Raw genomic sequence first — 23,953 nt, 5'->3', positions numbered from 1 at the left:
AATTCAATTATAAATTAGAATAACTCTTCAGCTACTTTGTATAGCTCAATTTTTTCTGGACGACGCATGTTTTCAATTGCATCGATGATATCGTGATGAACTAGTTGCTCATTCTGAATACCAACACAACGGCCACCGTGACCATCAATCAACAATTTAACACCGAAGTTACCCATGCGAGACGCTAGGATACGGTCAAATGCGCCAGGCTGGCCGCCACGCTGAATGTGACCAAGAACGGTAGCACGAGTTTCACGACCCGTTTCAGCTTCGATCTCTTTTGCTAAACCATTAACATCAGTCATTAATTCAGTGATAGCGATGATTGCGTGCTTCTTACCTTTCGCAATACCATCTTGAATGTTCTGAATTAACGCGTCTTTGTTTAAGCCTGTTTCTGGAGTAATTACGTACTCACAACCACCAGCAATTGCAGCCATTAATGTTAAATCACCACAGTGACGGCCCATAACTTCTACAATAGAGATACGTTGGTGAGAAGAAGACGTATCACGTAAGCGGTCAATCGCATCAATAACTGTGTTTAACGCCGTTAGGTAACCAATAGTGTAGTCAGTACCCGCGATATCATTATCGATTGTGCCAGGCAGACCGATACATGGGTAACCCATCTCAGTTAGCTTCTTAGCGCCCATGTAAGAACCGTCACCACCGATAACAATTAATGCATCGATATCGTGTTTCTTAAGGTTCTCGATCGCTTTTTCACGAACAGCAACTTCTTTAAACTCAGGAAAACGTGCTGAACCTAAAAATGTACCGCCGCGGTTGATCATATCAGATACGCTATGGCGCTCTAATTTCTCGATACGATCTTCAACAAGACCTAAGTAGCCATCATGAATACCAAATACTTCTAGGCCTTCCGTCAATGCTGTACGAACAACACCACGAACTGCCGCATTCATACCCGGCGCATCGCCACCACTTGTTAAAACACCAATCTTCTTGACCATGGTTACCCTCTAATATGGTTGGGAATTTCAATTTCAATTTCTAATACAGCAAGTAAACTCCCTAATCTACTCACCATTAATAATCTGTAATTTTTTTTCTTATGTAAGAGTATTACCAGTTTACTGAAAAAGTTCGTTGATTCACATCAGAATCAATCACGACTGTTTCATTTTTCTGTTACGAAAAAACAATTATTGCTAATAATACTACGTACTCACTAACTAAACTGACTCTGCTCTCTCTCTGAGTCTAGCACAACTGAAAGTGGGTCTTGATGAATTATAATATCAGAATGTGGAAATACTGTTAAAAGCTCGTCTTCAACTTTATCCGCAATACGATGTGCTTCAACTAATGGCATATGATCTGGCAACTCTAAATGCAGTTGAATAAATCGGGTTGGGCCAGCTAAACGCGTTCGTAAATCATGAATGCCTTTAACCCCTTCGACTCGACAACACGCCTCTCTTATCTGATCCAACTCTTCTTGTGGCAGCTGTCTATCAAGTAATAGTTGAATCGCCTCATACGCCATTTTAAATGCGCTAATTAAAATATACACACCAATGACTAAGGCAAAAATAGCATCAGCTTGATGCCAACCATACCAACTTAATGCAAGTGCTAACATAATAGCGGCATTCATGAATAAATCGGTTTTGTAATGTAATGAATCCGCAGCAATAGCCTGGCTCCCCGTCTGTTTAACTACCCATTGCTGGAACATAACAAGGCCAAGAGTTAACACAATAGCAAACCCACTGACATACACCCCTAACTCAGGAGCAATAACATCTTGAGGGCGGAAAAAACGCTCAACCCCATTCAACAATAAGAAGCAAGCAGAACCAGAAATAAACATTGCCTGAGCTAACGCCGCTAGCGACTCCGCCTTACCATGCCCAAAACGGTGCTCTTCATCAGCAGGTTGTAATGCGTAACGGACGACTAAAAGGTTAGTGATAGATGCGCCCATATCAAGTAAAGAGTCAACTAACGAAGCCAATAAACTGACTGAACCCGTGACCCACCAAGTTCCTAATTTAAATAGCATTAAAATTGTCGCAACAATGGTTGCAAGCCATGCAGCCGTAGTCACTAAAGACGCGTATCGTTGAGTCATGTTTCATCCATCTACCTAAAAATCAAACTTTAGTATAAAGGGTTACGCTCAAGATAGTTATTCCATTTATTAATATATTTACAACAAAACAGGTCTAAATAAAAAACGGGCCTTTATTTATCATAAAGGCCCGTTTTCATTTTCTAGAGATAATTGCGTTTATTTAGCGCAATCAGCAATGTACTTATCTTGATTTGCTTTAAATTCTGCTTTTTGCTCTGGTGTTAGAATATTCATCATTTCATGACGTTTTTTCATCATTTCAACACGGCGATCGATTTGACGCTGTGACATTTTTTCAGCCAAATTACGTACTGCCTGCTCATCAAAATTATCCGCTAACATTAAGTTTTGCATCGCTTCATGATCGGCTTTCATTTCAGCCGTTGGCTGACGTTTTTGGCCTTTCTTCGCTTTCATTTCAGCTTTACGAGCGTCACGCATCTCATCAAATTTATCTTCTTGTGCATCAGTAAGATCTAAATCTTTAAACGCCTTCTTATTTGCTTTCATCATACACTTACCACCGTGCATGCCTTCACCGCCTTTCATTCCACCTTCGTGATGGCCACCACCAAAAGCAAATGCCGATGCAGAAGCAAAAGAAAGAGGAAGAACAACTGCGCCTAAAATCATTTTTTTCATCATGTTCATTGTGTTATCTCCGTTACAGAAAATGGGTTTCAATCAAAAATCAGCTTGTTGCTGCTTGGTATGGAGTAAGAATAGCTCAGCCAACGTAAATGAATGTATTTGCGAGTAAAGCAACGTAAAGGTTATTTTGAAGGTTGGTATTCCTTCATTTATTTGGCGATACTACACTCAGAAACTATTTATGCAGGTGAATAAAAATGGCAAAGATTTTATTAGTTGATGACGATATTGAGCTAACCTCGCTACTAAAAGACATCCTAAGTCTAGAAGGTTATCAAGTTACAGAAGCAAATAATGGCATTGAAGGCCTTGAAGCGATCACTAATGATTTGGACCTGATCCTACTTGATATCATGATGCCAAAAATGAATGGCATGGATATGCTTCGTAAATTACGAGAGACCAATGAAACTCCGGTATTAATGCTTACAGCAAAAGGAGAAGAAATTGATCGTGTGATTGGTTTAGAACTTGGCGCCGATGATTACCTACCAAAACCTTTTAGTGATAGAGAACTACTGGCTCGTATTCGCGCTATTTTACGTCGTACACAAAATAAAACCAAAGAAAGCAACAGCAGTAGCATTAAATATCAAGGCATTGAAATATTCATCGGTAAACAAGAAGCCTACAATCATGGTGAATTGCTGGACTTAACTGGAACTGAGTTTGGGCTGTTGTCTCAATTTATTCAAAAACCAGGAGAGATCATCTCTAAAGAAGAACTCAGCCTAGAAGTGCTTGGTAAACGCCTAGCACCCTTTGATCGCGCTATTGATATGCACGTTTCAAACCTACGTAAAAAATTACCACCACTCTCAGAAGGAAAGCCACGCATTAAAACCTTACGTGGTCGTGGCTATTTGTTTGTTGAGGAATAATTGGTGTTTAAAGTAAATACACGCTTCCCTCTTTTATCCAGCTTATATGGCCGTATCTTTGCCATATTTTGGTTTACATTATTATTGGTTCTGATCGGGGTTGTTATTGGCCCCAACTTTGATCCACGCTCTCGTCATAACATTGCCACCGAGCATCTTAGTAAAATGACGCAAATTGCTGCCTACATTACGGGGAAGTATTCTGAGCGTGATAATTTAAAAACCACACTGCGAGAAATAAGTCATAAAGCGCACGAGCATGATGAAGCGCTCGATCTCTTTTTTACCACACCAACGGGTGAAATTTTAGATAAACCTAAAGAGCTACGAGGAAGAAAAAAAGCGTTACTTAACTTTTTAACACTTTCTGATGATCCTGATCTGCCTCAACAAAAACTGTATGGCAGAACCATGATGGCGGGGCCTTTTGATATCGTCATCGCTCATGAAACCGTGTACATGTATGTGGGACGATATTGGAAAAAGCCCCCCCCATTTATTCTTAGAATATTAGATAAACCAGGGCAATTATTACTAGTGACCATGCTCGTTAGTACGCCTTTTTTACTTTGGCTTGCTTGGGCGTTAAGTCAACCTGCAAGACGTTTACAAAAAGCAGCAGAGCGGGTTGCTAAGGGGCAATTTGAAAAAGATGAGGCGTTAGAAAAAGGGCCAAGAGAATTTAGAAAAACAGGGCAAAGCTTTAATCAGATGGTTGGGTCACTCAACACCATGGTCTCAGGCCAGCAGCGCTTATTATCTGATATTTCTCATGAATTGCGCTCCCCCTTAACTCGTTTAAGAATGGCAACTGCCCTTGCCACTCGTAAGCAAGGTGAAAGCGCTGAGTTATCTCGTATTGATATGGAAGCGGATCGCTTAGAGCAGATGATTTCTGAGCTATTAGAACTCTCTCGAATACAAGTAAACAGCCATCAAGAACGAGAGAAAACTGATGCTTACTCATTATGGTTTGATATTTTAGAAGATGCTCAATTTGAGGCAGAACATTCAAATAAAATACTGACTTATTCTGATTTAAAAGAAACGCCTATTTTTGGTAACCCTAATCTATTAATGAGCGCGGTTGAAAACGTAATACGCAATGCTATTAAGTACGGTAATGATGTGGTCACTGTGAATATCAACGATAATGGCAACATTCTCACTATCACCGTTGATGACAATGGTGATGGTGTACCAAAAGATGAACTCAAGGATATCTTCAAACCCTTCTATCGAGTATCTACCGCTCGAGATCGAAGCAGTGGAGGAACAGGTCTTGGTTTGGCGATTACCGAAAGTGCCATTCACCAGCACAGCGGCACCATCATTGCGAGTAAAAGTCCCCTTGGTGGGCTTCGCATGACGATCACACTGCCGATAGAACAATAATGACTATAACAACATGGCTTATCTCAAAGTAAGTCATGTTGTTACGAGTGCACCCTACCCCGATACCTATCAATTAGATATACTGAGTTTACTTTCCGTTATTCAAGAGTTCACTATGTTTGATATTGCGTTGTACGAACCTGAAATCGCCCCAAATACGGGTAACATCATTCGCCTGTCAGCTAACTGTGGTGCAAACCTGCATTTAATTGAACCATTAGGATTCGATTTAGAAGAGAAAAAACTTCGCCGAGCAGGGTTAGATTATCATGAATTAACCCATGTAAAACGCCACAAAAATTACGCCGCCTTTCTTGATTATTTAGAAAATGAAAGTAAAGGTGAACACCGTATCTTTGCCTGCACCACTAAGACCACTGGTCATCACACAACCCCAAGCTACCAGAAAGGTGATGTGTTGTTATTCGGCCCAGAGACTCGTGGATTGCCCGCTGATTTAATTGATGGCTTACCAATGAAACAACGTGTTCGAATTCCTATGATGCCAGACAGCCGCAGTTTAAACTTATCAAACTCTGTTGCTATCATCGTATTTGAAGCGTGGCGTCAGATGGGATTTGAAGGCGGGTTATAATTTCTCGTTTCTCATAGTCCAAAGACAAAAATAGCCACTATTAAGTGGCTATTTTTATACGCATAAGGAATGGGATATATTAAATTCCATCACCAGACATAAACGTTTGTGATTTACCATTAAACTGTTGGTCCATATCGAGCGATGGCATTTCAGAGCTAGGGCGCCCAACAATTTTAGCAGGAACTCCGGCCACTGTTGTATGAGGAGGCACCGCCTGTAAAACAACAGAACATGAACCAATCTTAGCGCCAACACCCACTTCAATATTACCTAAAATCTTCGCACCAGCGCCAATCATAACGCCTTCACGGATCTTAGGGTGACGATCGCCAGACTCTTTGCCTGTACCGCCGAGTGTCACGTCTTGTAGGATAGATACATCATTTTCTACAACGGCGGTTTCACCAATAACGATACCTGTCGCATGGTCAAACATGATCCCTTTACCAATGGTCGCCGCAGGATGCACATCCACCTGACAAGCAACAGAAATTTCATTTTGCAGATACGTCGCTAATGCAACACGACCTTGCTTCCAAAGCCAGTTCGATACACGATACCCTTGTAGTGCGTGATAGCCTTTTAAATACAATAAAGGCATTGAGTACATAGAAACCGCAGGGTCTCGATTTACCGTAGCACAGATATCACAAGCGGCCGCATCGGTAAGAGAAGGGTCTGAAGCAAACGCCTCCTCTACCACTTCACGAACTGCCATCGCAGGCATAGAAGCTGTCGCTAATTTATTCGCAAGAATATAACTTAACGCTGCCGCAAGGTTTTCATGTTTTATGATGGTGGCATGATAAAAGCTTGCAAGCATGGGTTCTTGTTCTGACTGCTCACGCGCTTCTCGAACAATACATTCCCATACTTGGTGTTTTTTACATTCTTTCATTTTCATACCATCCTTGAATTACGATTCTGATTTCTTATCTCGCGCTAATAAATCCTGCGCAGCAACTCTTGCATCTTTTCCTTGATACAATACTTGATAAATTTGCTCAACTATAGGCATTTCAACACCCATACGATCAGCAAGTAGCCATACTTCTTTGGTATTGCGATACCCTTCAACCACTTGACCAATTTCTGCTTGAGCGCTATCTACATCACCGCCCTGACCTAAAGCCAAACCAAAACGACGGTTACGAGATTGGTTATCGGTACACGTTAACACTAAATCACCTAAGCCAGCCATCCCCATAAAGGTTTCAGCTTCTGCGCCTAAAGCCACGCCTAAACGAGTCATCTCAGCCAAACCACGGGTAATTAATGCAGTACGAGCATTAGCACCAAAGCCAATACCATCAGACATGCCCGCACCAATAGCGATTACGTTCTTCACCGCACCACCAAGCTGCATGCCAGTGAAATCATTGTTTGCGTATACTCGGAACGTTTTTGAACAGTGGATTTTTTCTTGTAAATCTTTAACAAACTCTTGGTCAGGAGACGCAACAGCAATCGCCGTTGGCATACCAGATGCAAGTTCTTTAGCAAAAGTAGGTCCAGAAAGCACAGCCAGTGAATGAGATTCACCTAACGCTTCTACTGCCACTTCTTTTAATAAACGACCTGTTTCAGGCTCTAGTCCTTTTGTCGCCCAACATATACGCGAATCATCACGTAAAAATGGTTTTACATTACCTAGTACCAAACCAAAAACATGACTTGGAACTACAACCAGTAAATCGCGACTTGCTTGCACTGATTTTTCAAGATCCGTAGACATGATTAATGACGGTGGGAAAGCAACACCCGGCAAAAACTCTTCATTAGCACGATCGGCTTCAAGGCGAGCCATATGTGATTCTTCATGACCCCATAAAATCACTTTTGCGCCATTACGAGCAAGAGAGATAGCAAGAGAAGTTCCGTATGAGCCAGCACCAAGTACGGTCATGGAAATATCAGAGTAATCGGTTTGTGTTGTCATTGTGACCATCCAAAACAAGTATCAAAGGATACTAGAGTAATAAAAGCAAAATGCACTTTTTATCAAAATTTAATTTCTATATTCAGTATAGAAACTATCTTAGATAAAAAAGTGCATTTATTCTCTACAAATTAATCAATAGCGCAAGGCTATTCATTATTAAGCTTCAGAAGGCGCTGCTGCGTTTTCTTGAGCTTGGTTTTGTAGGTAATTCATGAACAATGCGTCAAAGTTAACTGGTGCAAGGTTCAATTGTGGGAACGTACCTTTAACCACTAGGCTAGAGATCGTTTCACGAGCATATGGGAACAGAATGTTCGGGCAGAATGCACCTAGGCAATGTGCTAGTTGAGCTTCTTCCATTTGGCCAGCAGTAAAGATACCACCTTGTTGAACTTCACAAAGGAATGCAGTTTCTTCTTCGTTCTTAACCGTAACAGTTAAACGTAGAACGACTTCGTAAACACCTTCGCCTAGTTCACGGCTTTGAGTATCAAGGTCCAGTTTAACATCTGGATTCCACTCTTTTTGGAACATAGTTGGAGAGTTAGGTGCCTCAAAAGATACGTCTTTTAGGAAGATACGTTGAATTGCAAAGTTTTGTTGCTCTTGTTGTGCTGCTTCAGCCATGGGAAAGTCCTTTCTATATATGTATGTATGAATGCAGAATAACGCTGTGATATTACTCTGCATTCGTGATATCTAAAAAATGGGCCAGATATCACATCAAAATGAATCAGTTGCTTATGAAATGGGCAATTACTTTTTGCCTTTTACTAACGGTAGGTTAGCTTCATTCCAAGAGATTAGGCCATTCTTAAGCAATTTAACTTGCTCAAAACCTTCTTTATGCAGATCATTTGCTGATGCCTGAGCGGTTTGGCCTGTTTTACATACCACAATAATTGGGGTTGTTTTTGAGTTTTCAAGACCAGCTAGGTTACCGGCTTTAATATCACTTGGTAAAATGTGACGAGCACCCGTAATATGGCCTGATTTAAACTCATCTTTAGAGCGAATATCTAGCACAATCGCATCTTCGCGGTTCATCAGTGTTGTTGCTTCTGAAGGATCCACTTCTTGGTAGCCAGCGGTTTTCTGTTTTACTACGTTTTGAATCAACGCAACAACAATACCAATCCACACAACAGCTAAAATCATGTTATTGGTTACAAAATCGATGATTGACGTTTCCATATTCTTTATCTCTGATTTTTGGATAACCACATGCCATTAGACAATGTCAGTTACCATGGGCTCTAAAATGAAGTCGAAAGTATACCCTAGGGTTTGTTCAGAGACTAGCGAGGATAAAAAAACTGATAAGAACAACAAAAATGCTGTGATATTGGTTTTACAATTGAGACCAAATAAAAACTCTATCTAGTCAGAACTCACTCTATCTGAAATAATGCAGCGATGAACATATCCTTTTTTAATAAGCCTATTCCTAGTCGTAAATTTGTTACGACCGCGATCGTGTGCCTGACATTTGCACTTCCTCTTATCGCTCATGCGAATGACGCTGAATTAAAAGGAATGAAACAAGAAATATCTCGTCAGAGCTCAGTATTAAGTAAACAGAAGAAAGAGCTATCAAGTCTTCAATCTAGCCTTAAAAAGCACGAACTATCCATTGCTAACGCCTCCAAAAAAGCGCGCAATGCAGAGCGAGAACTCGCAGCGGTAAAACGCTCGATAACCGAATTAAAACAGCAACAATCAGAGCTTACTCAACAACAAATTGGACAAACTGAAGTATTAAAAGACTTACTCGTCAATTACTACTTAATAAGTCGTAATAATCAACTTTCTAATGTGCTCAGTGGCGATGACGTCACTAAAATCGATCGCATGACACAATACGCCCAACGTATTTCTGAAGCCCGAGTGGGTGCGATTTCTCAGTTAGAATTCACAACGATGCAATTGAAAGAGAAAGAAGTTTCTCTTCTTAAACAGCAACAACGACAAAGTGAGTTATTAGCTCAATACAAGCAAGAAAAAACCACACTGCAAACATCACAAAATAAACGTAAGAAAACCGTTTCCAGTATCAAAAAACGCATTTCAAATGAAAATGGTTATTTAAATGAACTGCAGCAAAATGAAAAACGCTTAAAAGTTGCCATCGCAAAAGCGAAAGCAAGTAACAATGTCCCTATGGATGGTATTGCTCGTCAAAAAGGGCGTTTACCTTGGCCTATTAGCAATGCCAAAACACTTCATAGTTTTGGAACAAAACAAACAGGGCTGCTCACTTGGAAAGGCATGGTACTAGCCAGTGAATACGGTACACCAGTAAAAGCCGTTGATTCTGGTAAGGTCGTTTTTGCTGATTGGTTACGAGGCTATGGCTTAATGGTTCTGATTGATCACGGTAAAGGTGATATGACCTTATATGGCTATAATCAAAGCTTAATGAAGAAGGAAGGCGATAAAGTACGCGCAGGTGAAACCATTGCCGTCGTTGGTGACAGTGGTGGACAAGATAGAGCTTCCCTGTACTTTGAAATTCGCCGTAACAGCAAAGCACAAAATCCTCGTTCTTGGTTAAAACGTTAGGGCTTAATTAATCAGTAAATTCAGATAGTAAAAAAGCCGCGTTCTCAATTTATATAGAAAGAGATCGCGGCTTTTTTAATTCAATTTATATATCGGGTGATTATTTTAGGGTTTTATTCGGATCGTCTTCTTTACGCTGAAACTCGCCTTCAAATACATCGCCTTGCTGATCGTTCTGATTTGTGCGATCAAATGGGTTACCTTGATTAAACGGACCGTTTTGATCAAAGCCACCACCAAACCCTGCATGAAAACCACCCTGTGACGCTCCCATGCCATTTACTTTTACACGGCTCATTAACTGTTTAGCTAAATACGCTCTCGGTGCTGGAAGCAATACCAGCATACCTAATGCATCAGTCATAAAACCAGGGACAAGCAATAACACACCAGCAACGGCAAGCATGACACCTTCTACTATTTGCTGTGCAGGTAATTCACCTTGTTGTAATTTTGATTGCACTGACATTAGAGTCTGAATGCCTTGGCTACGGACTAATGACGCACCAACAAAAGCGGTGATCAATACTAACCCAAGTGTTGGCCACATCCCTAACATGCCCCCGACTTGCACAAACAGCGCAATTTCAATAATGGGAACAAAAATAAACAATAATAATAAAATAGGAAACACAATATACCTCGATTAGATTTGATACGAACTTTCACTTTTCGCTTCATTTAGTGTAGCAGGCATTCTCTGCGAACCACTTTTTCTCTCTCTATTATGATAGATGCGGCACATCCCCTCATTTTTCAAGAAAATCTTCTGTAAAAGAGTGTAAACAGCCATCAAATTCATTAACTCGATTAGCAGTTATATAACCTATAAAGTAAATATATTAACAACTAGTGAGAGCGCAATCTCAATTTGAAATATTTTGCAAAAACTAGACTTAAAAAGTGATCAGCTTAACACTTTTACCACTAAAGAGGTGTATGATGACGTTAAAACAAGGCATCAGGTACGATATTGATCACCCTCTGACGAACGGACTCTACTCGCAGATATGATCACTTGGACAGAATCCAATAATTAAAATATAGAACCTTAAAGGCTTACTATGACTCAGATGCTTGATTTAGAAAAAACGAATACTGCAACTCGTATTGAAGAAGATTTGCTAGGTGAACGTCACGTTCCTTCAGAGGCTTACTACGGTATTCACACTCTTCGCGCTATGGAAAACTTCAACATTTCAAATGTAACTATTTCTGATGTTCCTGAGTTTGTTCGTGGCATGATCTACACTAAAAAAGCAGCCGCTTTAGCTAACAAAGAATTAGGTGCTATCCCTTCACAAGTTGGTGAATACATCATCAAAGCATGTGATTTAATTCTTGAAACTGGCAAGTGTATGGATCAATTCCCATCAGATGTTTACCAAGGCGGTGCTGGTACTTCAGTTAACATGAATGCTAACGAAGTTATTGCTAACGTTGCTCTTGAACTAATGGGTAAAGAGAAAGGCGAATACGATATCATTAACCCTAATGATCACGTTAACCGTTCTCAATCAACTAACTGTGCATACCCTACAGGTTTCCGTATTGCTGTATACAACAGCATGATGAAACTGATCGAAGCGATTGAATACCTAAAAGGTGCATTCGATCTTAAAGATCAAGAATTCCGTAACATTCTGAAGATGGGTCGTACTCAACTTCAAGATGCTGTTCCAATGACAGTTGGTCAAGAGTTCCACGCTTGGGGTGTTTTACTTCAGGAAGAAGTGAAAAACCTTAACTACACAGCGCAACTTCTTTTAGAAGTAAACATAGGTGCAACAGCAATCGGTACTGGCTTAAACGCAGCGACTGGTTACCAAGAAGCGGCAGTTCGTCATCTAGCAGAAGTAACAGGTCTACCATGTGTTGCTGCTGAAGACTTAATCGAAGCAACATCTGACTGTGGTGCTTACGTAATGATCCACGGTGCGCTAAAACGTACTGCGGTTAAAATGTCTAAAATTTGTAATGACTTACGTCTTCTTTCTTCTGGTCCTCGTGCTGGCCTTAATGAATTGAACTTACCTGAGCTTCAAGCGGGTTCTTCAATCATGCCAGCTAAAGTAAACCCAGTAATTCCAGAAGTTGTAAATCAAGTATGTTTCAAAGTAATTGGTAACGATACTACAGTGACTTTCGCTGCTGAAGCAGGTCAACTGCAATTAAACGTAATGGAACCTGTTATTGGCCAAGCACTGTTCGAATCTATCGACATCTTGAAAAATGCCTGTGTGAACCTACGTGACAAATGTATCGACGGCATTACTGTAAACAAAGAAGTATGTGAAGATCACGTATTTAACTCTATCGGTATCGTTACTTACCTAAACCCATTCATTGGCCACCACGAAGGTGACATTGTTGGTAAGATTTGTGCTGAAACAGGTAAAAACGTTCGTGATGTTGTTCTTGAGCGTGGCCTTCTAACAGAAGAGCAATTAGATGACATCTTCTCTGTAGAGAACCTGATGCACCCGCAATACAAAGCAAAACGTTACGATTAATCCGTAACACCTCAAATAGCGAGCTCACTGAAGCTCGCTTTTTTTATCTTCTCAATATTTTATTTATAAAAAGATAAGTAATCATTCATACTTTTATTGGTTTGCTGTATATAGCTGTGCAATAAAAATCTGAATAATTATTTTAAATTTAAACACTGGAGTTATCTATGATTGCTGTACAGCTTCTCGTCGTACTACTGTTCATCTATTTAGGGGCACGTATTGGCGGTATCGGTATCGGTTTTGCGGGTGGTGCGGGCGTACTTGTTCTTACCATGATCTTAGGACTAGACGCAGGTTCTATTCCTATCGACGTTATTTTAATCATCATGTCGGTAATTACTGCGATTGCTGCTATGCAAGTGGCTGGTGGTATGGATTGGTTGGTTGACCTAGCAGAAAAATTCTTACGTAAAAATCCAAAACGCATTACTTTCTACGCCCCTATCGTGACTTATTTCATGACGATGCTAGCAGGTACTGGTCACACTGCATTCTCTACACTTCCTGTTATTGCAGAAGTCGCGAAAGAACAGGGTGTTCGTCCTTCTCGCCCACTTTCTATCGCTGTTGTTGCTTCTCAAATTGCAATCACTGCGTCTCCAATCTCAGCGGCGGTTGTTTTCTTCTCTGGTATCCTTGAGCCTCTAGGTGTGGATTATCTAACGCTATTAGCAGTATGTATTCCATCAACGTTCCTAGCGTGTATGGTTGGTGCATTCGTTGCTAACTTCCTAGGCTGTGAGCTGAAAGATGATGTCGTTTATCAAGAACGTCTTGCAAAAGGCCTAATTAAGATGAATGGCGAAGGTAAGCGTGAAATTTTACCAACAGCAAAAGCATCTGTTTATATCTTCTGTGTTGCTATCGTTGCGGTTGTTGCTTATGCAACGATGATCAGTGGCAGTGTTGGCCTGATTGAACACCCGACCATTGGTCGTAACGAAGCTATCATGGCATTAATGCTAACCGCCGCTGCTGCTATTGTGACGTTCACTAAAATTGATGCGTCTAAAATTGCTAATGCTGCGACATTCAAATCAGGTATGAGTGCTTGTGTGTGTGTTCTTGGTGTTGCATGGCTTGGTGATACGTTTGTCTCTTCTCACATTGGTGAAATCAAAGAGTTCTCAGCTGAGATCCTTGCGCAATACCCGTGGATGCTAGCGATTGTTTTATTCTTTGCTTCAATGCTTCTTTACTCTCAAGGTGCAACAACAACGGCTCTAATGCCTGCTGCCCTTGCGATTGGTGTTGCTCCAATTACGGCAGTTGCGTCATTTGCTGCGGTAAGTGCACTGTTCGTTCTTCCAACTTACCCAACGCTACTTGCTGCGGTTGAAATGGATGACACAGGTTCAACACGTATTGGTAATCTTGTATTTAACCACCCATTCTTCATTCCGGGTGTTGCTACGATTACGACTTCAGTTGCACTAGGTTTTGTATTCGGTGGTATTATTCTTTAATAGGTGAATTGCAATAATATCCCTCAAAATGGCAGCTAATTTAGCTGCCATTTTTTTATTTCTAGCTTATGACGTAATCGGCACGACCAATATATCAATAGGAGAGTGGTGAATTAGCGGTCGAGAATAAGAAATGATTTTACTTAAGAAATCATGATGATGTCCGCAAATCAATAAATCGATTTCATTCGCTTTTACTACTTTATCAACTTTATGGCTAAGATCTCCCGTTCCCACCCAAAAGCTCTCAATTGGAAACTGAGTATACTGCTGAAAATCATTAAGCCACTTATTTGAAGGTTCATTTAATGGTTTACGCTCAGGCTCTGCTTCTATATCAATGAGCTCAGGATAAATCTCACCATGAGTACCATCAATATGAATAAAAGACACTTTGGAACCTAATAGCTCCGCCATAGAAACGGCTCTATCAATCAACACATGACTCTCTTCTGAAAGATCCAGCGCCACAAGAATATGTTTGTATTTCATCACCATGCCCTCTGGTTATTCATCCTAGTAATTTAATCTCAGGACAAGCATAGTTTCTGTTCAATAAAAAGAGTGTCGTAGGGATCTCGAAACCGTGACAAATAAAAAATAATTACGCACTTCTCCAAAGAGAAAGGAGCAGATCATTAATGCAATTGATACTATACTTGTCGAACTCTTGACCATTTCGATAGTCATAACCGTATCTATTTTAATAAAGACTTTCACATGACGAACTTACTCCGTTTTCGAGCTGCCCTTTTATCATTTTTTATTCTATTTACCTCCTTTGCCCCTCAAGCTGTCGCGTCTTTTGATCTGACTAAATTACAGGGTAAGCAAACCTCTTCTTTTGTGACCGTAAATGAAGCCTTCCCGTTTAATTTCATGCAGCAAGGAGATAGAGTTTATTTAGATTGGCAAGTGATGCCTGATTATTACCTATACCAACAACGTATTTCGGTAACGGCTAATGGCGCAAAGATTGCTGATTTAGTGATGGAAGAAGGCACGCCTTATAACGATGAATTTTTTGGTGATGTAAACATCTACACTGAACCACTTACGATCACAGTTCCTCTTATTTCGGTTAGTGATAATGCCGAGTTAACTGTTCGATACCAAGGTTGTGCGAAAGCCGGATTCTGTTATCCACCAGAGATCCGCAAAATTCCATTATCTGCATTAACAGGGCTAAGTTCATATCAAGATGAAACGGCAAATACGCATGTTGTAGCCAAAAATGATGACGCGCCAGTTGGCGTAGAAAAGAAAACATCACCAAATTCAGAGCAAAAAGAAGTATCTCAGACTCAACAGCAAGAGCTGGCTGACAACTTAGGTGATGCTTGGTGGACTCCATTTTTATTCTTAGCACTTGGCATTGGTCTTGCGTTTACGCCTTGTGTATTGCCTATGTACCCTATCTTAACGGGAATTGTTTTAGGTGGCGGTAAACTATCTCATAGCAAAGCCTTCAAGCTCTCTTTTGTTTACGTTCAAGGCATGGCGTTAACCTATACTTTACTTGGGTTAGTGGTTGCTTCGGCAGGTCTTCAATTCCAGGCGGCACTACAACACCCTTATGTCCTCATTGGCTTAAGCGTAATGTTTGTTCTGCTTGCCCTATCAATGTTTGGTGCTTACACCATTCAACTGCCAAGCAGCTTACAAACAAAATTAAATGACATCAGTAACCAGCAAAAAGGCGGGAACTTAGGTGGCGTATTTGCCATGGGTGCAATTTCAGGTTTAGTGTGTTCGCCATGTACGACCGCTCCTCTTTCGGGTGCATTACTTTATGTTGCCAAAAGTGGTGATTTACTAACGGGTGCTGTCGCTCTGTACGCTTTGGCTATTGGTATGGGGATCCCACTAATTCTAGCCGCTGTATTTGGTAATAAACTGCTACCAAAAGCCGGTGTATGGATGACGCATGTAAAAACACTGTTTGGTTTTATTTTACTTGCCGTTCCTGTGTTCTTATTAGAGCGAATCCTTCCACATAACGTAACTCCATTTGTTTGGTCTGCGTTAGGTGTTGCAGCATTTGGTTGGCTTTATCATGTTAAAGCAACCATGCCCCAATCTTGGAAAACGAGTGTCGCTGGGATCATCGCGATCTTAGGTATTGTTGGCTCAGCAATCCCTGTAATTGATGCTATTTCAGATAAAACACATACTGAAGTAAACACCACTACTCAAACTGTCACGTTTAAAAAAATCGCTAATTTAGAAGATTTGAATCGAGAACTTGAGGCAGCAAAAGCCCAAGGAAAACCAGTCATGCTCGACTTTTATGCTGACTGGTGTGTCGCGTGTAAAGAATTTGAAAAATACACCTTCCATAATGAAAAGGTAGAGCCGCTCTTAGGTCAATTTATCTTGTTGCAAGCCGATGTAACCAAAAACAGCCCAGAAGATATTGCCCTATTACAACAACTCAAAGTTCTTGGGTTACCAACCATCGATTTTTGGAATTCAAATGGCGATTATTTATCGAATGCTCGATTAACAGGATTTATGAAAGCAGAGCCATTTATGAACCATTTAAGTACAAACGTGACCAATGTTGAAGAATAATGTTTCTTTATTGAGCAAAATCATTGGTGATACACAGAAACTTATTTTATAATGCGAATTAATGATTTTTGATTCTACGACTTACGTTTTTTTGAGGTATACAAATGAGATTAATCCCGCTAAATCGCGCTGAACAAGTAGGTGCATGGTCTGCACAACACATCGTTAACCGTATTAATGCATTCAACCCAACAGCAGATCGTCCATTTGTTCTTGGTTTACCAACTGGCGGTACTCCATTAAACACGTATAAGAAACTTATTGAGCTTCATAAAGCTGGCGAAGTAAGCTTTAAGAACGTAGTAACATTCAACATGGATGAGTACATTGGCTTAGATGCTGATCACCCAGAATCTTACCGTACTTTCATGCACGAGAACTTCTTCAACCACATCGATATTCAAGCAGAAAACATCAACCTATTAGATGGTAATGCAGCAGATAACGAAGCTGAATGTCAACGTTACGAAGACAAGATCAAGTCTTACGGTCGCATCAACCTATTTATGGGTGGCGTGGGCAACGACGGTCACATCGCATTCAACGAGCCAGCATCATCTTTATCTTCTCGTACACGTATCAAAACGTTAACTGAAGATACGCGTATTGCTAACTCTCGCTTCTTCGGTGGCGACATGGACCTTGTTCCTAAGTACTCACTAACTATCGGTGTTGGTACTCTGCTTGATTCTGAAGAGATCATGATCCTAATCACAGGCCACAACAAAGGTCTTGCACTGCAAGCTGCTGTTGAAGGTTCTGTAAATCACATGTGGACTGTATCTGCACTTCAACTTCACCCTAAATCAGTAATCGTTTGTGATGAGCCGTCAACACAAGAACTGAAAGTGAAAACAGTAAAATACTTCCAACAGCTTGAAGCTAAAAACATGGAAGGCTTTTAATTTATAGTGAACATTCACTTTAAATTAAGCTAAAAAAAACCACCGATTAAAAACGGTGGTTTTTTTATGCATGAAACTTACTTGAACTTAAGCCTTTAATCTCTTAGGCAACTTAATCGATATCAGCACAGCCAATAACAGAAACCCAAACGATACCCACAAGCATGCAGCAAAGCCTGCAACTTGGAATACCCAGCCAGATAAAATGGTACCCACTAAACGTCCCATCGCATTGGCCATATAGTAGAAACCGACATCCATAGATACCCCATCACCTTTGGCATAACTCACAATTAAATAAGAGTGAAGTGATGAGTTAACAGCAAAAATACCACCGAAAATCAACAAGCCAATCACGATGACATATTCAGGTTGCCACCCCATCTGAACACTATAAGCAATAATCCCTGTCACCAAGGCTAATAAACTCACCCACCACATTGCAGCTCGGCCGTCAGGTACTTTCCCTTCCGCTTTACCGGTAATTTTAGGAGCAAAGCCTTGCACAAAACCATACGCAATCACCCATAACGCTAAAAAGCCACCGACCAATGAATGATCCCAGTTAAACACACTACCAAGGTAAATAGGTAAAGCGACAACAAACCATACATCTCGAGCCCCAAACAGAAATAGGCGAGCAGCCGAGAGCGTATTAATTTGTTCTGATTTTGAAAACAATTGTGTAAATTTAGGCTTTGATTTTGCTTTTCCCATGTCACCATCAAGTAAAAGTACGCTACCAATAAAGACCACAAACAGCACACTCGCCATTGCAATAACAGCAAACTGAAAACCAATTGTCGTTAGCAGTAAACCACCTAAAAAGAAACCTGCTCCTTTAAGGGCATTTTTAGATCCTGTTAATATGGCAACCCACTTATAAAGCGCTCCTTCTTGATCGCTTGGAACAAGGGTTTTTATCGCACTTTTGGCACTCATTTTATTCAGATCTTTAGCGATACCCGAGAATGCTTGAGCGGCCATCACCCAAGGTATGGTGAGCCAACTGCTTGGCAGGGCAAGCATCAATAACGCCCCAACCTGCATCAATAGACCAACGTTCATGGTTTTATTTAATCCAAGCCTTGCACCAAGCCAACCTCCAACTAAATTAGTCACCACACCAAAAAATTCATAAAACAAAAAGAGCGAAGCAATAGCTAATGTGCTGTATCCCAGATCATGAAAATAAAGCACCACTAACATGCGTAATGCACCATCAGTAATGGTGAAGTTCCAGTAGTTGAACGTCACTATCATATACTGGCGTACACTGTGGCTTAATTGTGAAAACATAAAAATCATCCGTTCAAATAAAAAAGCCCCAGAAGATAATCACTTTCTGAGGCCTTATCTAAAATTGATTATTTGCTAGCAATGGCATCAATGTATTCAATTTGCACAGGTTTTGTGAATGCGCCCGGACGTAGTGCTTGTACTTGTTGCTTAATCACGTCTAGATCCCAACCTAAATCCAATAACAAATGCCCAGCCAGCAAACCAGTTCGGCCAGACCCACCCATACAATGCATTGCTACCTTGCCATTATTTTCCAATACTTGTTGCAGCTCAGGAGTCGCTGATTTCCATTGTGCAGCAAACTCATCACCCGGGGCGCAATCATCTTCAATTGGTAAATAAAACCATTTCATGCCTAGGCGTTGTACTTCTTCACCAAGAGATCCTACGCCTTTTTCTGTTAATTCATTTTGGCTTAATGCTGTTGCTACTGCTTCAACACCTTGCGCTTTTAATTGCTCTAATGAGGCGATTAAATCGACCCCTTTTGTTCCCGGACACGGTGTCAAAATTAATGCGCCATGAGTGCCTGTAACCGGTAATTCCCAAATAGGATGTGTCATTTAAAATTCCTTAAACCAATGTCATTACTATTAAGCTAGACCAACGTTACGAACTAACTCAGCAGTACGCGTTGCGTAGCCCATTTCGTTATCATACCAAGCGTAAATTTTCACCATGCGCTTGCCCACAAGCATAGTAGATAGTGCATCTACAATCGTTGAGCGTTGGTCGCCTTTGTAATCAATCGATACGAGTGGGCGCTCCTCGTAACCTAAAATACCTTTTAGATCACCCTGTGCCGCATCCTTTAATAACTGATTTACTTCTTCAACCGTGGTATCTCTTTTTACTTCAAAGATAATGTCAGTCAGTGAGGCATTCGCTAAAGGAACGCGTACCGCATGACCATCAATTTTATTTTTAAGCTCAGGGAAGATTTCTACAATCGCTTTAGCAGAGCCCGTTGTTGTTGGGATCAAGCTCATGCCACACGCTCGAGCACGGCGAAGATCTTTATGAGGAGCATCTAAAATGGTTTGTGTGTTGGTCAAATCATGAATAGTGGTAAATGCTGCATTTTCGATACCTAACTCCTTGTTGATAACTTTAACAATTGGAGCGAGACAGTTGGTAGTACAAGATGCCGCAGTCACAATTTGGTGGACCGCTGGATCAAAAATATCATCATTCACACCAACCACAATATTCGCAACACCGTCTTCTTTAACTGGAGCAGACACAACTACACGCTTAACACCTTGTGCTAAGTATTTATCTAAAAATGAACGTGAACGATGCACGCCAGTTGCTTCAATAACAACATCACAACCAGACCAATCAACCGCATCGATCTCTTTTTCTTGCGTTGTTTTAAGCTTTTGGCCACCAATGATCATAGTGCTGCCATCGGTAGTCACTTCATGGTTCCAACGCCCCTGAATTGAGTCAAATTCAAGTAAATGTGCCAGTGTATGGGTATCACCCGCCACATCATTAATTTGTACAAACTCCAATTCAGGCCAATCAAATGCGGCTCTTAGTGCCAAACGTCCAATGCGGCCAAAACCGTTAATTCCTACTTTAATTGTCATCGTCTTAATCCTTAATTTAGCAACATACTTTCATTGCGTTTAATTTATCAGTGTCTTTTTGATACTCAGCCTGTAAACAATTGGATTGCTTCAAACCTACTATAATTTTGTTTAGCCAACCCGGTAAATCAGAGCTGACTTGGTAATACACCCATTGACCTTCACGGGTATCAACCAATACGCCGGATTGGCGTAGTTGAGCTAAATGACGAGAGATCTTTGGTTGACTCTCTTCTAGTGCTTCCGTTAATTGGTTTACACACAAGCGACCTTCACGAGCAATAAGCAATAAACAACGCATTCGTGTTTCATCTGATAGCATTTTGAAAAATTGATGAGGTAACATATTCAACCTTATATGTGGATATATGCATTTCCATATATAATAGGTTGAAAGACGCAAAGATCAAGGATAAAAGACAAACTGTCATAAAAGATTCACATTACAATCTATTACTTATTTGTAAAAGTGATTTTCATTTAAACCCTATTATCACTAATTAAGAAATAAATATAATAGCCGCATTGAAACTCAGCACACACTGTTGCGCTCTGTAATGAAGATTATTCTTTGGCTTATTTTCGAGTGAGTTAGCTCCTCTTTAAGCCAAAATATTGTGAGAAAAATGCTATGTCCCGAATCATTGTTGTAGGCGGTGGCGCTGCTGGCCTAGAGCTATCGACCTTATTAACTAAATCAACCCGTAAAGAAGATGAAATCATTCTGGTTGAGCCTGAAACACATCACTACTGGAAACCTCGTTTACACGAAATCGCAGCAGGTACTTTCGATAGTGATTTAGATTCAGTCTGTTATTTCACTCACGGGGCTCATCACGGTTACCAGCATTATCAAGGTGCGATGACGGGAATCGACCGTGAAAACCAAACGTTATTAGTGCGTCGTCCTGATGGTACAGAATCAGGCTTAAACTATGATTATCTTGTGGTTGCCATTGGTGCAATCAGTAATGACTTTAATACGCTAGGCGCTCAAGACCACTGCCTATTTTTAGATTCAGCAGGTCAAGCACGCCAAGCGTGGAATCAAATTAGCCAAATCTTACGTGAAGGCAAAAACAGCACAATAAACATTGTAGGAGCTGGCGCTACTGGTGTTGAGTTAGCGGCCGAATTAGCTCGAGTAAGTAAAAAATTAAAACGCTATAACGCTTCATCTTTAAGTATTAATTTAATTGAAGCGGCACATCGTGTATTACCTAATAGCCCACAAAAAATGTCTGATAAGGTATTAAAAGAGCTAGAAAAAAGTGGCGTAAATGTATTACTAGAAACTCGCATTAGTGAAGTAACCGCAAACGGTATGCGAACGGATGTTGATAAATTTCTTGGTGCTGATATCCAATTTTGGGCTGCGGGAGTAAAAGCACCGGATTGGCTAAATGGTATTGGGAACTTAAGCTACAACCGTATGAACCAAATTAACGTGAACCAAAATCTGAGCTCAACCGAAGATCCTCGTATCTTTGCTATTGGTGATTGCGCAGCTATTCCACAGCCAGATGGTTCTTTTGTTCCACCAAAAGCTCAAGCCGCTAACCGTGCAGCAGTTCATTTAGCTAAAAGCTTAGGTCGTTATTTACGTGGAAAAGAGTTAACGGATTTTATCTTCCAAGACAGTGGAATGGTGGTTGCTGTTGGTCATCACTTTGCCGTTGGTACTTTTGCTTCGGGGACACGCTTAGAAGGAAAATTAGTGTTACAAGGTCGATTAATTCGCCGTTTATACGACACAATTTTCCGCCTACACCAACGCACAGTGACAGGAATGTTTACGGTCTCTCGCTTAATGATCACTAAGCGCTTAAAGGCCTTCTTTAAACCAGCAGGAATTTAATTTCCATTTAAATTTACGCTTGTAAATGCATAAATAAAAACGACAGGCTACAAAGACTGTCGTTTTTTATTTCAAAAAAGAGTAATAAAGTTCAATGGGGTATAACATTTAATACTTGAAGGCTAAACTTTAATCTAAATATCTTTTTTAATAATAACCTTCTCTTCTATACTTTTTAGAGAGCTTCTATCACGGTCAATTTAGTTATGATTATTCCACAAATACGGATAACTGAAAATACAGTCCCAGAGGCTGAACTTGTCCAAATATGGTCAAAAGAAAAGCTACTTGAACTGGATAAGAATAATGCTTTATTCCACCCACATCGAATTGATTTTAGTGTTCTTCTTTTTGTTACATCTCAAACCGCCAAACATGAGGTTGATGGCAAAACAATCAACCTTAATAAAGGCGACATACTTCTGTTTGCTAAGCAATCCGTCCATAGATTCATACAAGAATCAGAGTGGGAAGGTATCGTTATTACTGTCAGTGATAACTATTGGTTTAATGATCTAAATACACAATCCATACTCTATATTGAATCACTTTTTTCACACTGCACACTCGTGAAACAGAATCACGTCTACGATCAACTTTTTAGCTTAATCACAAATCTGGCTACTCGAGTACCAATCCAAGAACCAGTAATCAAGCATTTACTTATCTCTTTATTGCTACTAATTTCAGAAAAGGTGCAAATACCTCAAGCAACTATTGGCAATGATCTCTACTCGTCTTTTTTAGATATGCTTAACTCTAAAAGAGAACTGCAAAATATTAATGAGATGGCTAAAGCACTTAAAGTGTCAATGTACCAACTGAGAAAAGCTTGTATTGTATGCTCAGGAAAACCACCAAAACAACTTATGAGTGAGCATATTCTTGTCGAAGCAATACGTTTATTAAAATACACCGAATTACCTATTCAACATATTTCTGAGCTGCTCGGTTTTGATGAACCATCGTACTTCTCCAAATTTATTAAAACAAAAACAGCCTTAACTCCAGCTAAAGTTCGTCAAAGTAAAACAAAGGCAGAGTATTACCAACAAGAATAAATGAACCGATATAATGCATGATGTTCCGCACAAATCTAAGAAATAGAGACACCCCATCCCTTTGATATAATTAACGTTTCACAAGGGCTTTGTTTTTTTATCATTTTTGTAAACATATTTACCTTTTTGTATTATCCATATTCACATAATATGCGGAAATATCTTAAACATTGAATTTACATAATGAACAAGCTAAGAATCAAATCCCTTTCTCATCGAATCGCACTCGGTATTGTGTGTGTTATTGCTCTAGCATGTTCTATTGCTGGTTGGCAGGCGTACCAAAACTTTTCATCTATCGCTCGTTCTGAGCTAGCTCAAGGAATGACCAGTATTGTGACCGAGCGTAGCTTAATCACGCAAGGATACTTTGAGCGATTCCAATCAAAAGTAGATGCATTCGCGAATGTGCCCGTACTAAAGAACTTTGCTGGTAACCGAACAACGACTGAAGATCCACAATCTAATTCAGACTTCCTTCAAGTTAATGCCTTTATTGAAGATATGAATCATCAAGACCCCCAGTTATATAGCCTTTTTTAT

The 23,953-nt window shown here is 40.3% G+C and carries 24 protein-coding genes; 11 read left to right on the top strand and 13 right to left on the bottom strand.

Translation table 11 applies throughout. From position 1 onward, the window contains the following. Positions 1 to 14: 14 nt before the first annotated feature. The 3 genes from pfkA to F8B77_RS16070 all read right to left on the bottom strand — a co-directional run bounded on the left by pfkA (position 15) and on the right by F8B77_RS16070 (position 2,755). A complete protein-coding gene (gene pfkA / locus F8B77_RS16080; protein ID WP_151656569.1) occupies positions 15 to 977 on the bottom strand; it encodes a 6-phosphofructokinase in 963 nt (320 codons plus the stop codon). A 218-nt stretch (positions 978 to 1,195) separates the two neighbouring features. Beyond that, a complete protein-coding gene (gene fieF, locus F8B77_RS16075) occupies positions 1,196 to 2,101 on the bottom strand; it encodes a CDF family cation-efflux transporter FieF (RefSeq protein ID WP_151656567.1) in 906 nt (301 codons plus the stop codon). A 159-nt stretch (positions 2,102 to 2,260) separates the two neighbouring features. Beyond that, positions 2,261 to 2,755, bottom strand: a complete 495-nt coding sequence (locus F8B77_RS16070) for a CpxP family protein (protein WP_151656565.1) — start codon at positions 2,753 to 2,755, stop codon at positions 2,261 to 2,263. 197 nt (positions 2,756 to 2,952) lie between these two features. Here F8B77_RS16070 and F8B77_RS16065 point away from each other — a divergent pair, with 197 nt between their 5' ends. From F8B77_RS16065 to F8B77_RS16055, 3 genes are all read left to right on the top strand, one after another. Beyond that, on the top strand, positions 2,953 to 3,636 hold the full coding sequence (locus F8B77_RS16065) for a response regulator (RefSeq protein WP_151656563.1): 684 nt from the start codon (positions 2,953 to 2,955) through the stop codon (positions 3,634 to 3,636). 3 nt (positions 3,637 to 3,639) lie between these two features. After that, the gene (cpxA, locus tag F8B77_RS16060; RefSeq protein WP_151656560.1) at positions 3,640 to 5,031 is read left to right on the top strand and encodes an envelope stress sensor histidine kinase CpxA; all 1,392 of its coding nucleotides are present in this window, start codon (positions 3,640 to 3,642) and stop codon (positions 5,029 to 5,031) included. 115 nt (positions 5,032 to 5,146) lie between these two features. Beyond that, positions 5,147 to 5,626, top strand: coding sequence for a tRNA (cytidine(34)-2'-O)-methyltransferase (locus tag F8B77_RS16055; protein WP_151656587.1), 480 nt, complete (start codon positions 5,147 to 5,149; stop codon positions 5,624 to 5,626). 79 nt (positions 5,627 to 5,705) lie between these two features. Here F8B77_RS16055 and cysE read toward each other — a convergent pair whose 3' ends face one another. The 4 genes from cysE to F8B77_RS16035 form a co-directional block, all read right to left on the bottom strand. Beyond that, positions 5,706 to 6,527 (bottom strand): serine O-acetyltransferase, encoded by an 822-nt coding sequence (gene cysE, locus F8B77_RS16050; RefSeq protein ID WP_151656585.1) that lies wholly within the window; start codon positions 6,525 to 6,527, stop codon positions 5,706 to 5,708. A gap of 18 nt (positions 6,528 to 6,545) precedes the next feature. After that, a complete protein-coding gene (gene gpsA / locus F8B77_RS16045; protein WP_130088018.1) occupies positions 6,546 to 7,577 on the bottom strand; it encodes an NAD(P)H-dependent glycerol-3-phosphate dehydrogenase in 1,032 nt (343 codons plus the stop codon). Between the two features lie 150 nt (positions 7,578 to 7,727). After that, positions 7,728 to 8,198, bottom strand: coding sequence for a protein-export chaperone SecB (gene secB / locus F8B77_RS16040; RefSeq protein WP_130043838.1), 471 nt, complete (start codon positions 8,196 to 8,198; stop codon positions 7,728 to 7,730). Positions 8,199 to 8,327: 129 nt separating this feature from the next. Further along, positions 8,328 to 8,765: a rhodanese-like domain-containing protein gene (locus tag F8B77_RS16035; RefSeq protein WP_151656558.1), complete on the bottom strand. Its 438-nt coding sequence runs from the start codon at positions 8,763 to 8,765 to the stop codon at positions 8,328 to 8,330. Positions 8,766 to 8,987: 222 nt separating this feature from the next. Between F8B77_RS16035 and F8B77_RS16030 the strand changes: the two genes are divergently transcribed. After that, complete coding sequence (locus F8B77_RS16030; RefSeq protein ID WP_151656556.1) at positions 8,988 to 10,133, top strand: murein hydrolase activator EnvC family protein; 1,146 nt, start codon at positions 8,988 to 8,990, stop codon at positions 10,131 to 10,133. Positions 10,134 to 10,233: 100 nt separating this feature from the next. Here the strand turns inward: F8B77_RS16030 and F8B77_RS16025 are convergent, their stop codons facing one another. Continuing rightward, positions 10,234 to 10,767: an FxsA family protein gene (locus F8B77_RS16025; protein WP_130043835.1), complete on the bottom strand. Its 534-nt coding sequence runs from the start codon at positions 10,765 to 10,767 to the stop codon at positions 10,234 to 10,236. Positions 10,768 to 11,197: 430 nt separating this feature from the next. Between F8B77_RS16025 and aspA the strand changes: the two genes are divergently transcribed. Together aspA and F8B77_RS16015 are read left to right on the top strand one after the other, a co-directional pair. Next, positions 11,198 to 12,646, top strand: coding sequence for an aspartate ammonia-lyase (aspA, locus tag F8B77_RS16020; protein WP_151656554.1), 1,449 nt, complete (start codon positions 11,198 to 11,200; stop codon positions 12,644 to 12,646). A 167-nt stretch (positions 12,647 to 12,813) separates the two neighbouring features. After that, positions 12,814 to 14,115 (top strand): anaerobic C4-dicarboxylate transporter, encoded by a 1,302-nt coding sequence (locus tag F8B77_RS16015; RefSeq protein WP_151656552.1) that lies wholly within the window; start codon positions 12,814 to 12,816, stop codon positions 14,113 to 14,115. 66 nt (positions 14,116 to 14,181) lie between these two features. Here F8B77_RS16015 and F8B77_RS16010 read toward each other — a convergent pair whose 3' ends face one another. Continuing rightward, positions 14,182 to 14,607 carry a universal stress protein gene (locus F8B77_RS16010; RefSeq protein ID WP_151656551.1) on the bottom strand — a complete coding sequence of 142 codons (426 nt, stop codon included), beginning with the start codon at positions 14,605 to 14,607 and terminating at the stop codon, positions 14,182 to 14,184. Positions 14,608 to 14,835: 228 nt separating this feature from the next. On the opposite strand from F8B77_RS16010, the gene F8B77_RS16005 reads away from it, so the two are divergent. Together F8B77_RS16005 and nagB are read left to right on the top strand one after the other, a co-directional pair. Then, positions 14,836 to 16,689: a protein-disulfide reductase DsbD gene (locus F8B77_RS16005; RefSeq protein WP_151656549.1), complete on the top strand. Its 1,854-nt coding sequence runs from the start codon at positions 14,836 to 14,838 to the stop codon at positions 16,687 to 16,689. A 104-nt stretch (positions 16,690 to 16,793) separates the two neighbouring features. Beyond that, positions 16,794 to 17,594: a glucosamine-6-phosphate deaminase gene (gene nagB / locus F8B77_RS16000; RefSeq protein WP_130043830.1), complete on the top strand. Its 801-nt coding sequence runs from the start codon at positions 16,794 to 16,796 to the stop codon at positions 17,592 to 17,594. Positions 17,595 to 17,681: 87 nt separating this feature from the next. Here nagB and arsJ read toward each other — a convergent pair whose 3' ends face one another. From arsJ to F8B77_RS15980, 4 genes are all read right to left on the bottom strand, one after another. Next, a complete protein-coding gene (arsJ, locus tag F8B77_RS15995) occupies positions 17,682 to 18,893 on the bottom strand; it encodes an organoarsenical effux MFS transporter ArsJ (RefSeq protein ID WP_151656547.1) in 1,212 nt (403 codons plus the stop codon). 68 nt (positions 18,894 to 18,961) lie between these two features. Beyond that, a complete protein-coding gene (locus tag F8B77_RS15990; RefSeq protein WP_151656545.1) occupies positions 18,962 to 19,459 on the bottom strand; it encodes a phosphatase domain-containing putative toxin in 498 nt (165 codons plus the stop codon). Between the two features lie 30 nt (positions 19,460 to 19,489). Further along, positions 19,490 to 20,491 (bottom strand): ArsJ-associated glyceraldehyde-3-phosphate dehydrogenase, encoded by a 1,002-nt coding sequence (locus F8B77_RS15985; RefSeq protein WP_151656543.1) that lies wholly within the window; start codon positions 20,489 to 20,491, stop codon positions 19,490 to 19,492. A 16-nt stretch (positions 20,492 to 20,507) separates the two neighbouring features. Then, positions 20,508 to 20,837 (bottom strand): metalloregulator ArsR/SmtB family transcription factor, encoded by a 330-nt coding sequence (locus F8B77_RS15980; RefSeq protein ID WP_012533435.1) that lies wholly within the window; start codon positions 20,835 to 20,837, stop codon positions 20,508 to 20,510. Between the two features lie 285 nt (positions 20,838 to 21,122). Between F8B77_RS15980 and F8B77_RS15975 the strand changes: the two genes are divergently transcribed. From F8B77_RS15975 to F8B77_RS15965, 3 genes are all read left to right on the top strand, one after another. Then, positions 21,123 to 22,349 (top strand): NAD(P)/FAD-dependent oxidoreductase, encoded by a 1,227-nt coding sequence (locus F8B77_RS15975; protein ID WP_151656541.1) that lies wholly within the window; start codon positions 21,123 to 21,125, stop codon positions 22,347 to 22,349. Between the two features lie 206 nt (positions 22,350 to 22,555). Beyond that, a complete protein-coding gene (locus F8B77_RS15970; protein WP_151656539.1) occupies positions 22,556 to 23,410 on the top strand; it encodes an AraC family transcriptional regulator in 855 nt (284 codons plus the stop codon). Between the two features lie 183 nt (positions 23,411 to 23,593). Next, positions 23,594 to 23,953, top strand: a 360-nt coding sequence (locus F8B77_RS15965) for a hypothetical protein (protein ID WP_151656537.1), incomplete at its 3' end; no start/stop codon positions are given.

Source organism: Aliivibrio finisterrensis (assembly GCF_008933155.1).
GTDB lineage: Bacteria > Pseudomonadota > Gammaproteobacteria > Enterobacterales > Vibrionaceae > Aliivibrio > Aliivibrio finisterrensis.
Note: the sequence above shows the minus strand (reverse complement) of the source record. Positions and strands in the feature narration are given on the sequence as shown.

Coding starts and splice junctions, on each gene's coding strand:
- F8B77_RS16015 (WP_151656552.1), top strand. CDS start 12,814: ATGATTGCTGTACAGCTTCTCGTCGTACTACTGTTCATCTATTTAGGG.
- gpsA (WP_130088018.1), bottom strand. CDS start 7,577: ATGGTCACAATGACAACACAAACCGATTACTCTGATATTTCCATGACC.
- F8B77_RS16030 (WP_151656556.1), top strand. CDS start 8,988: ATGAACATATCCTTTTTTAATAAGCCTATTCCTAGTCGTAAATTTGTT.
- aspA (WP_151656554.1), top strand. CDS start 11,198: ATGACTCAGATGCTTGATTTAGAAAAAACGAATACTGCAACTCGTATT.
- F8B77_RS15990 (WP_151656545.1), bottom strand. CDS start 19,459: ATGACACATCCTATTTGGGAATTACCGGTTACAGGCACTCATGGCGCA.
- F8B77_RS16055 (WP_151656587.1), top strand. CDS start 5,147: ATGTTTGATATTGCGTTGTACGAACCTGAAATCGCCCCAAATACGGGT.
- secB (WP_130043838.1), bottom strand. CDS start 8,198: ATGGCTGAAGCAGCACAACAAGAGCAACAAAACTTTGCAATTCAACGT.
- F8B77_RS15985 (WP_151656543.1), bottom strand. CDS start 20,491: ATGACAATTAAAGTAGGAATTAACGGTTTTGGCCGCATTGGACGTTTG.
- cysE (WP_151656585.1), bottom strand. CDS start 6,527: ATGAAAGAATGTAAAAAACACCAAGTATGGGAATGTATTGTTCGAGAA.
- F8B77_RS15970 (WP_151656539.1), top strand. CDS start 22,556: ATGATTATTCCACAAATACGGATAACTGAAAATACAGTCCCAGAGGCT.
- F8B77_RS16065 (WP_151656563.1), top strand. CDS start 2,953: ATGGCAAAGATTTTATTAGTTGATGACGATATTGAGCTAACCTCGCTA.
- F8B77_RS16070 (WP_151656565.1), bottom strand. CDS start 2,755: ATGAACATGATGAAAAAAATGATTTTAGGCGCAGTTGTTCTTCCTCTT.
- pfkA (WP_151656569.1), bottom strand. CDS start 977: ATGGTCAAGAAGATTGGTGTTTTAACAAGTGGTGGCGATGCGCCGGGT.
- F8B77_RS15975 (WP_151656541.1), top strand. CDS start 21,123: ATGTCCCGAATCATTGTTGTAGGCGGTGGCGCTGCTGGCCTAGAGCTA.
- arsJ (WP_151656547.1), bottom strand. CDS start 18,893: ATGTTTTCACAATTAAGCCACAGTGTACGCCAGTATATGATAGTGACG.
- F8B77_RS16035 (WP_151656558.1), bottom strand. CDS start 8,765: ATGGAAACGTCAATCATCGATTTTGTAACCAATAACATGATTTTAGCT.
- nagB (WP_130043830.1), top strand. CDS start 16,794: ATGAGATTAATCCCGCTAAATCGCGCTGAACAAGTAGGTGCATGGTCT.
- F8B77_RS16005 (WP_151656549.1), top strand. CDS start 14,836: ATGACGAACTTACTCCGTTTTCGAGCTGCCCTTTTATCATTTTTTATT.
- fieF (WP_151656567.1), bottom strand. CDS start 2,101: ATGACTCAACGATACGCGTCTTTAGTGACTACGGCTGCATGGCTTGCA.
- F8B77_RS16010 (WP_151656551.1), bottom strand. CDS start 14,607: ATGAAATACAAACATATTCTTGTGGCGCTGGATCTTTCAGAAGAGAGT.
- F8B77_RS15980 (WP_012533435.1), bottom strand. CDS start 20,837: ATGTTACCTCATCAATTTTTCAAAATGCTATCAGATGAAACACGAATG.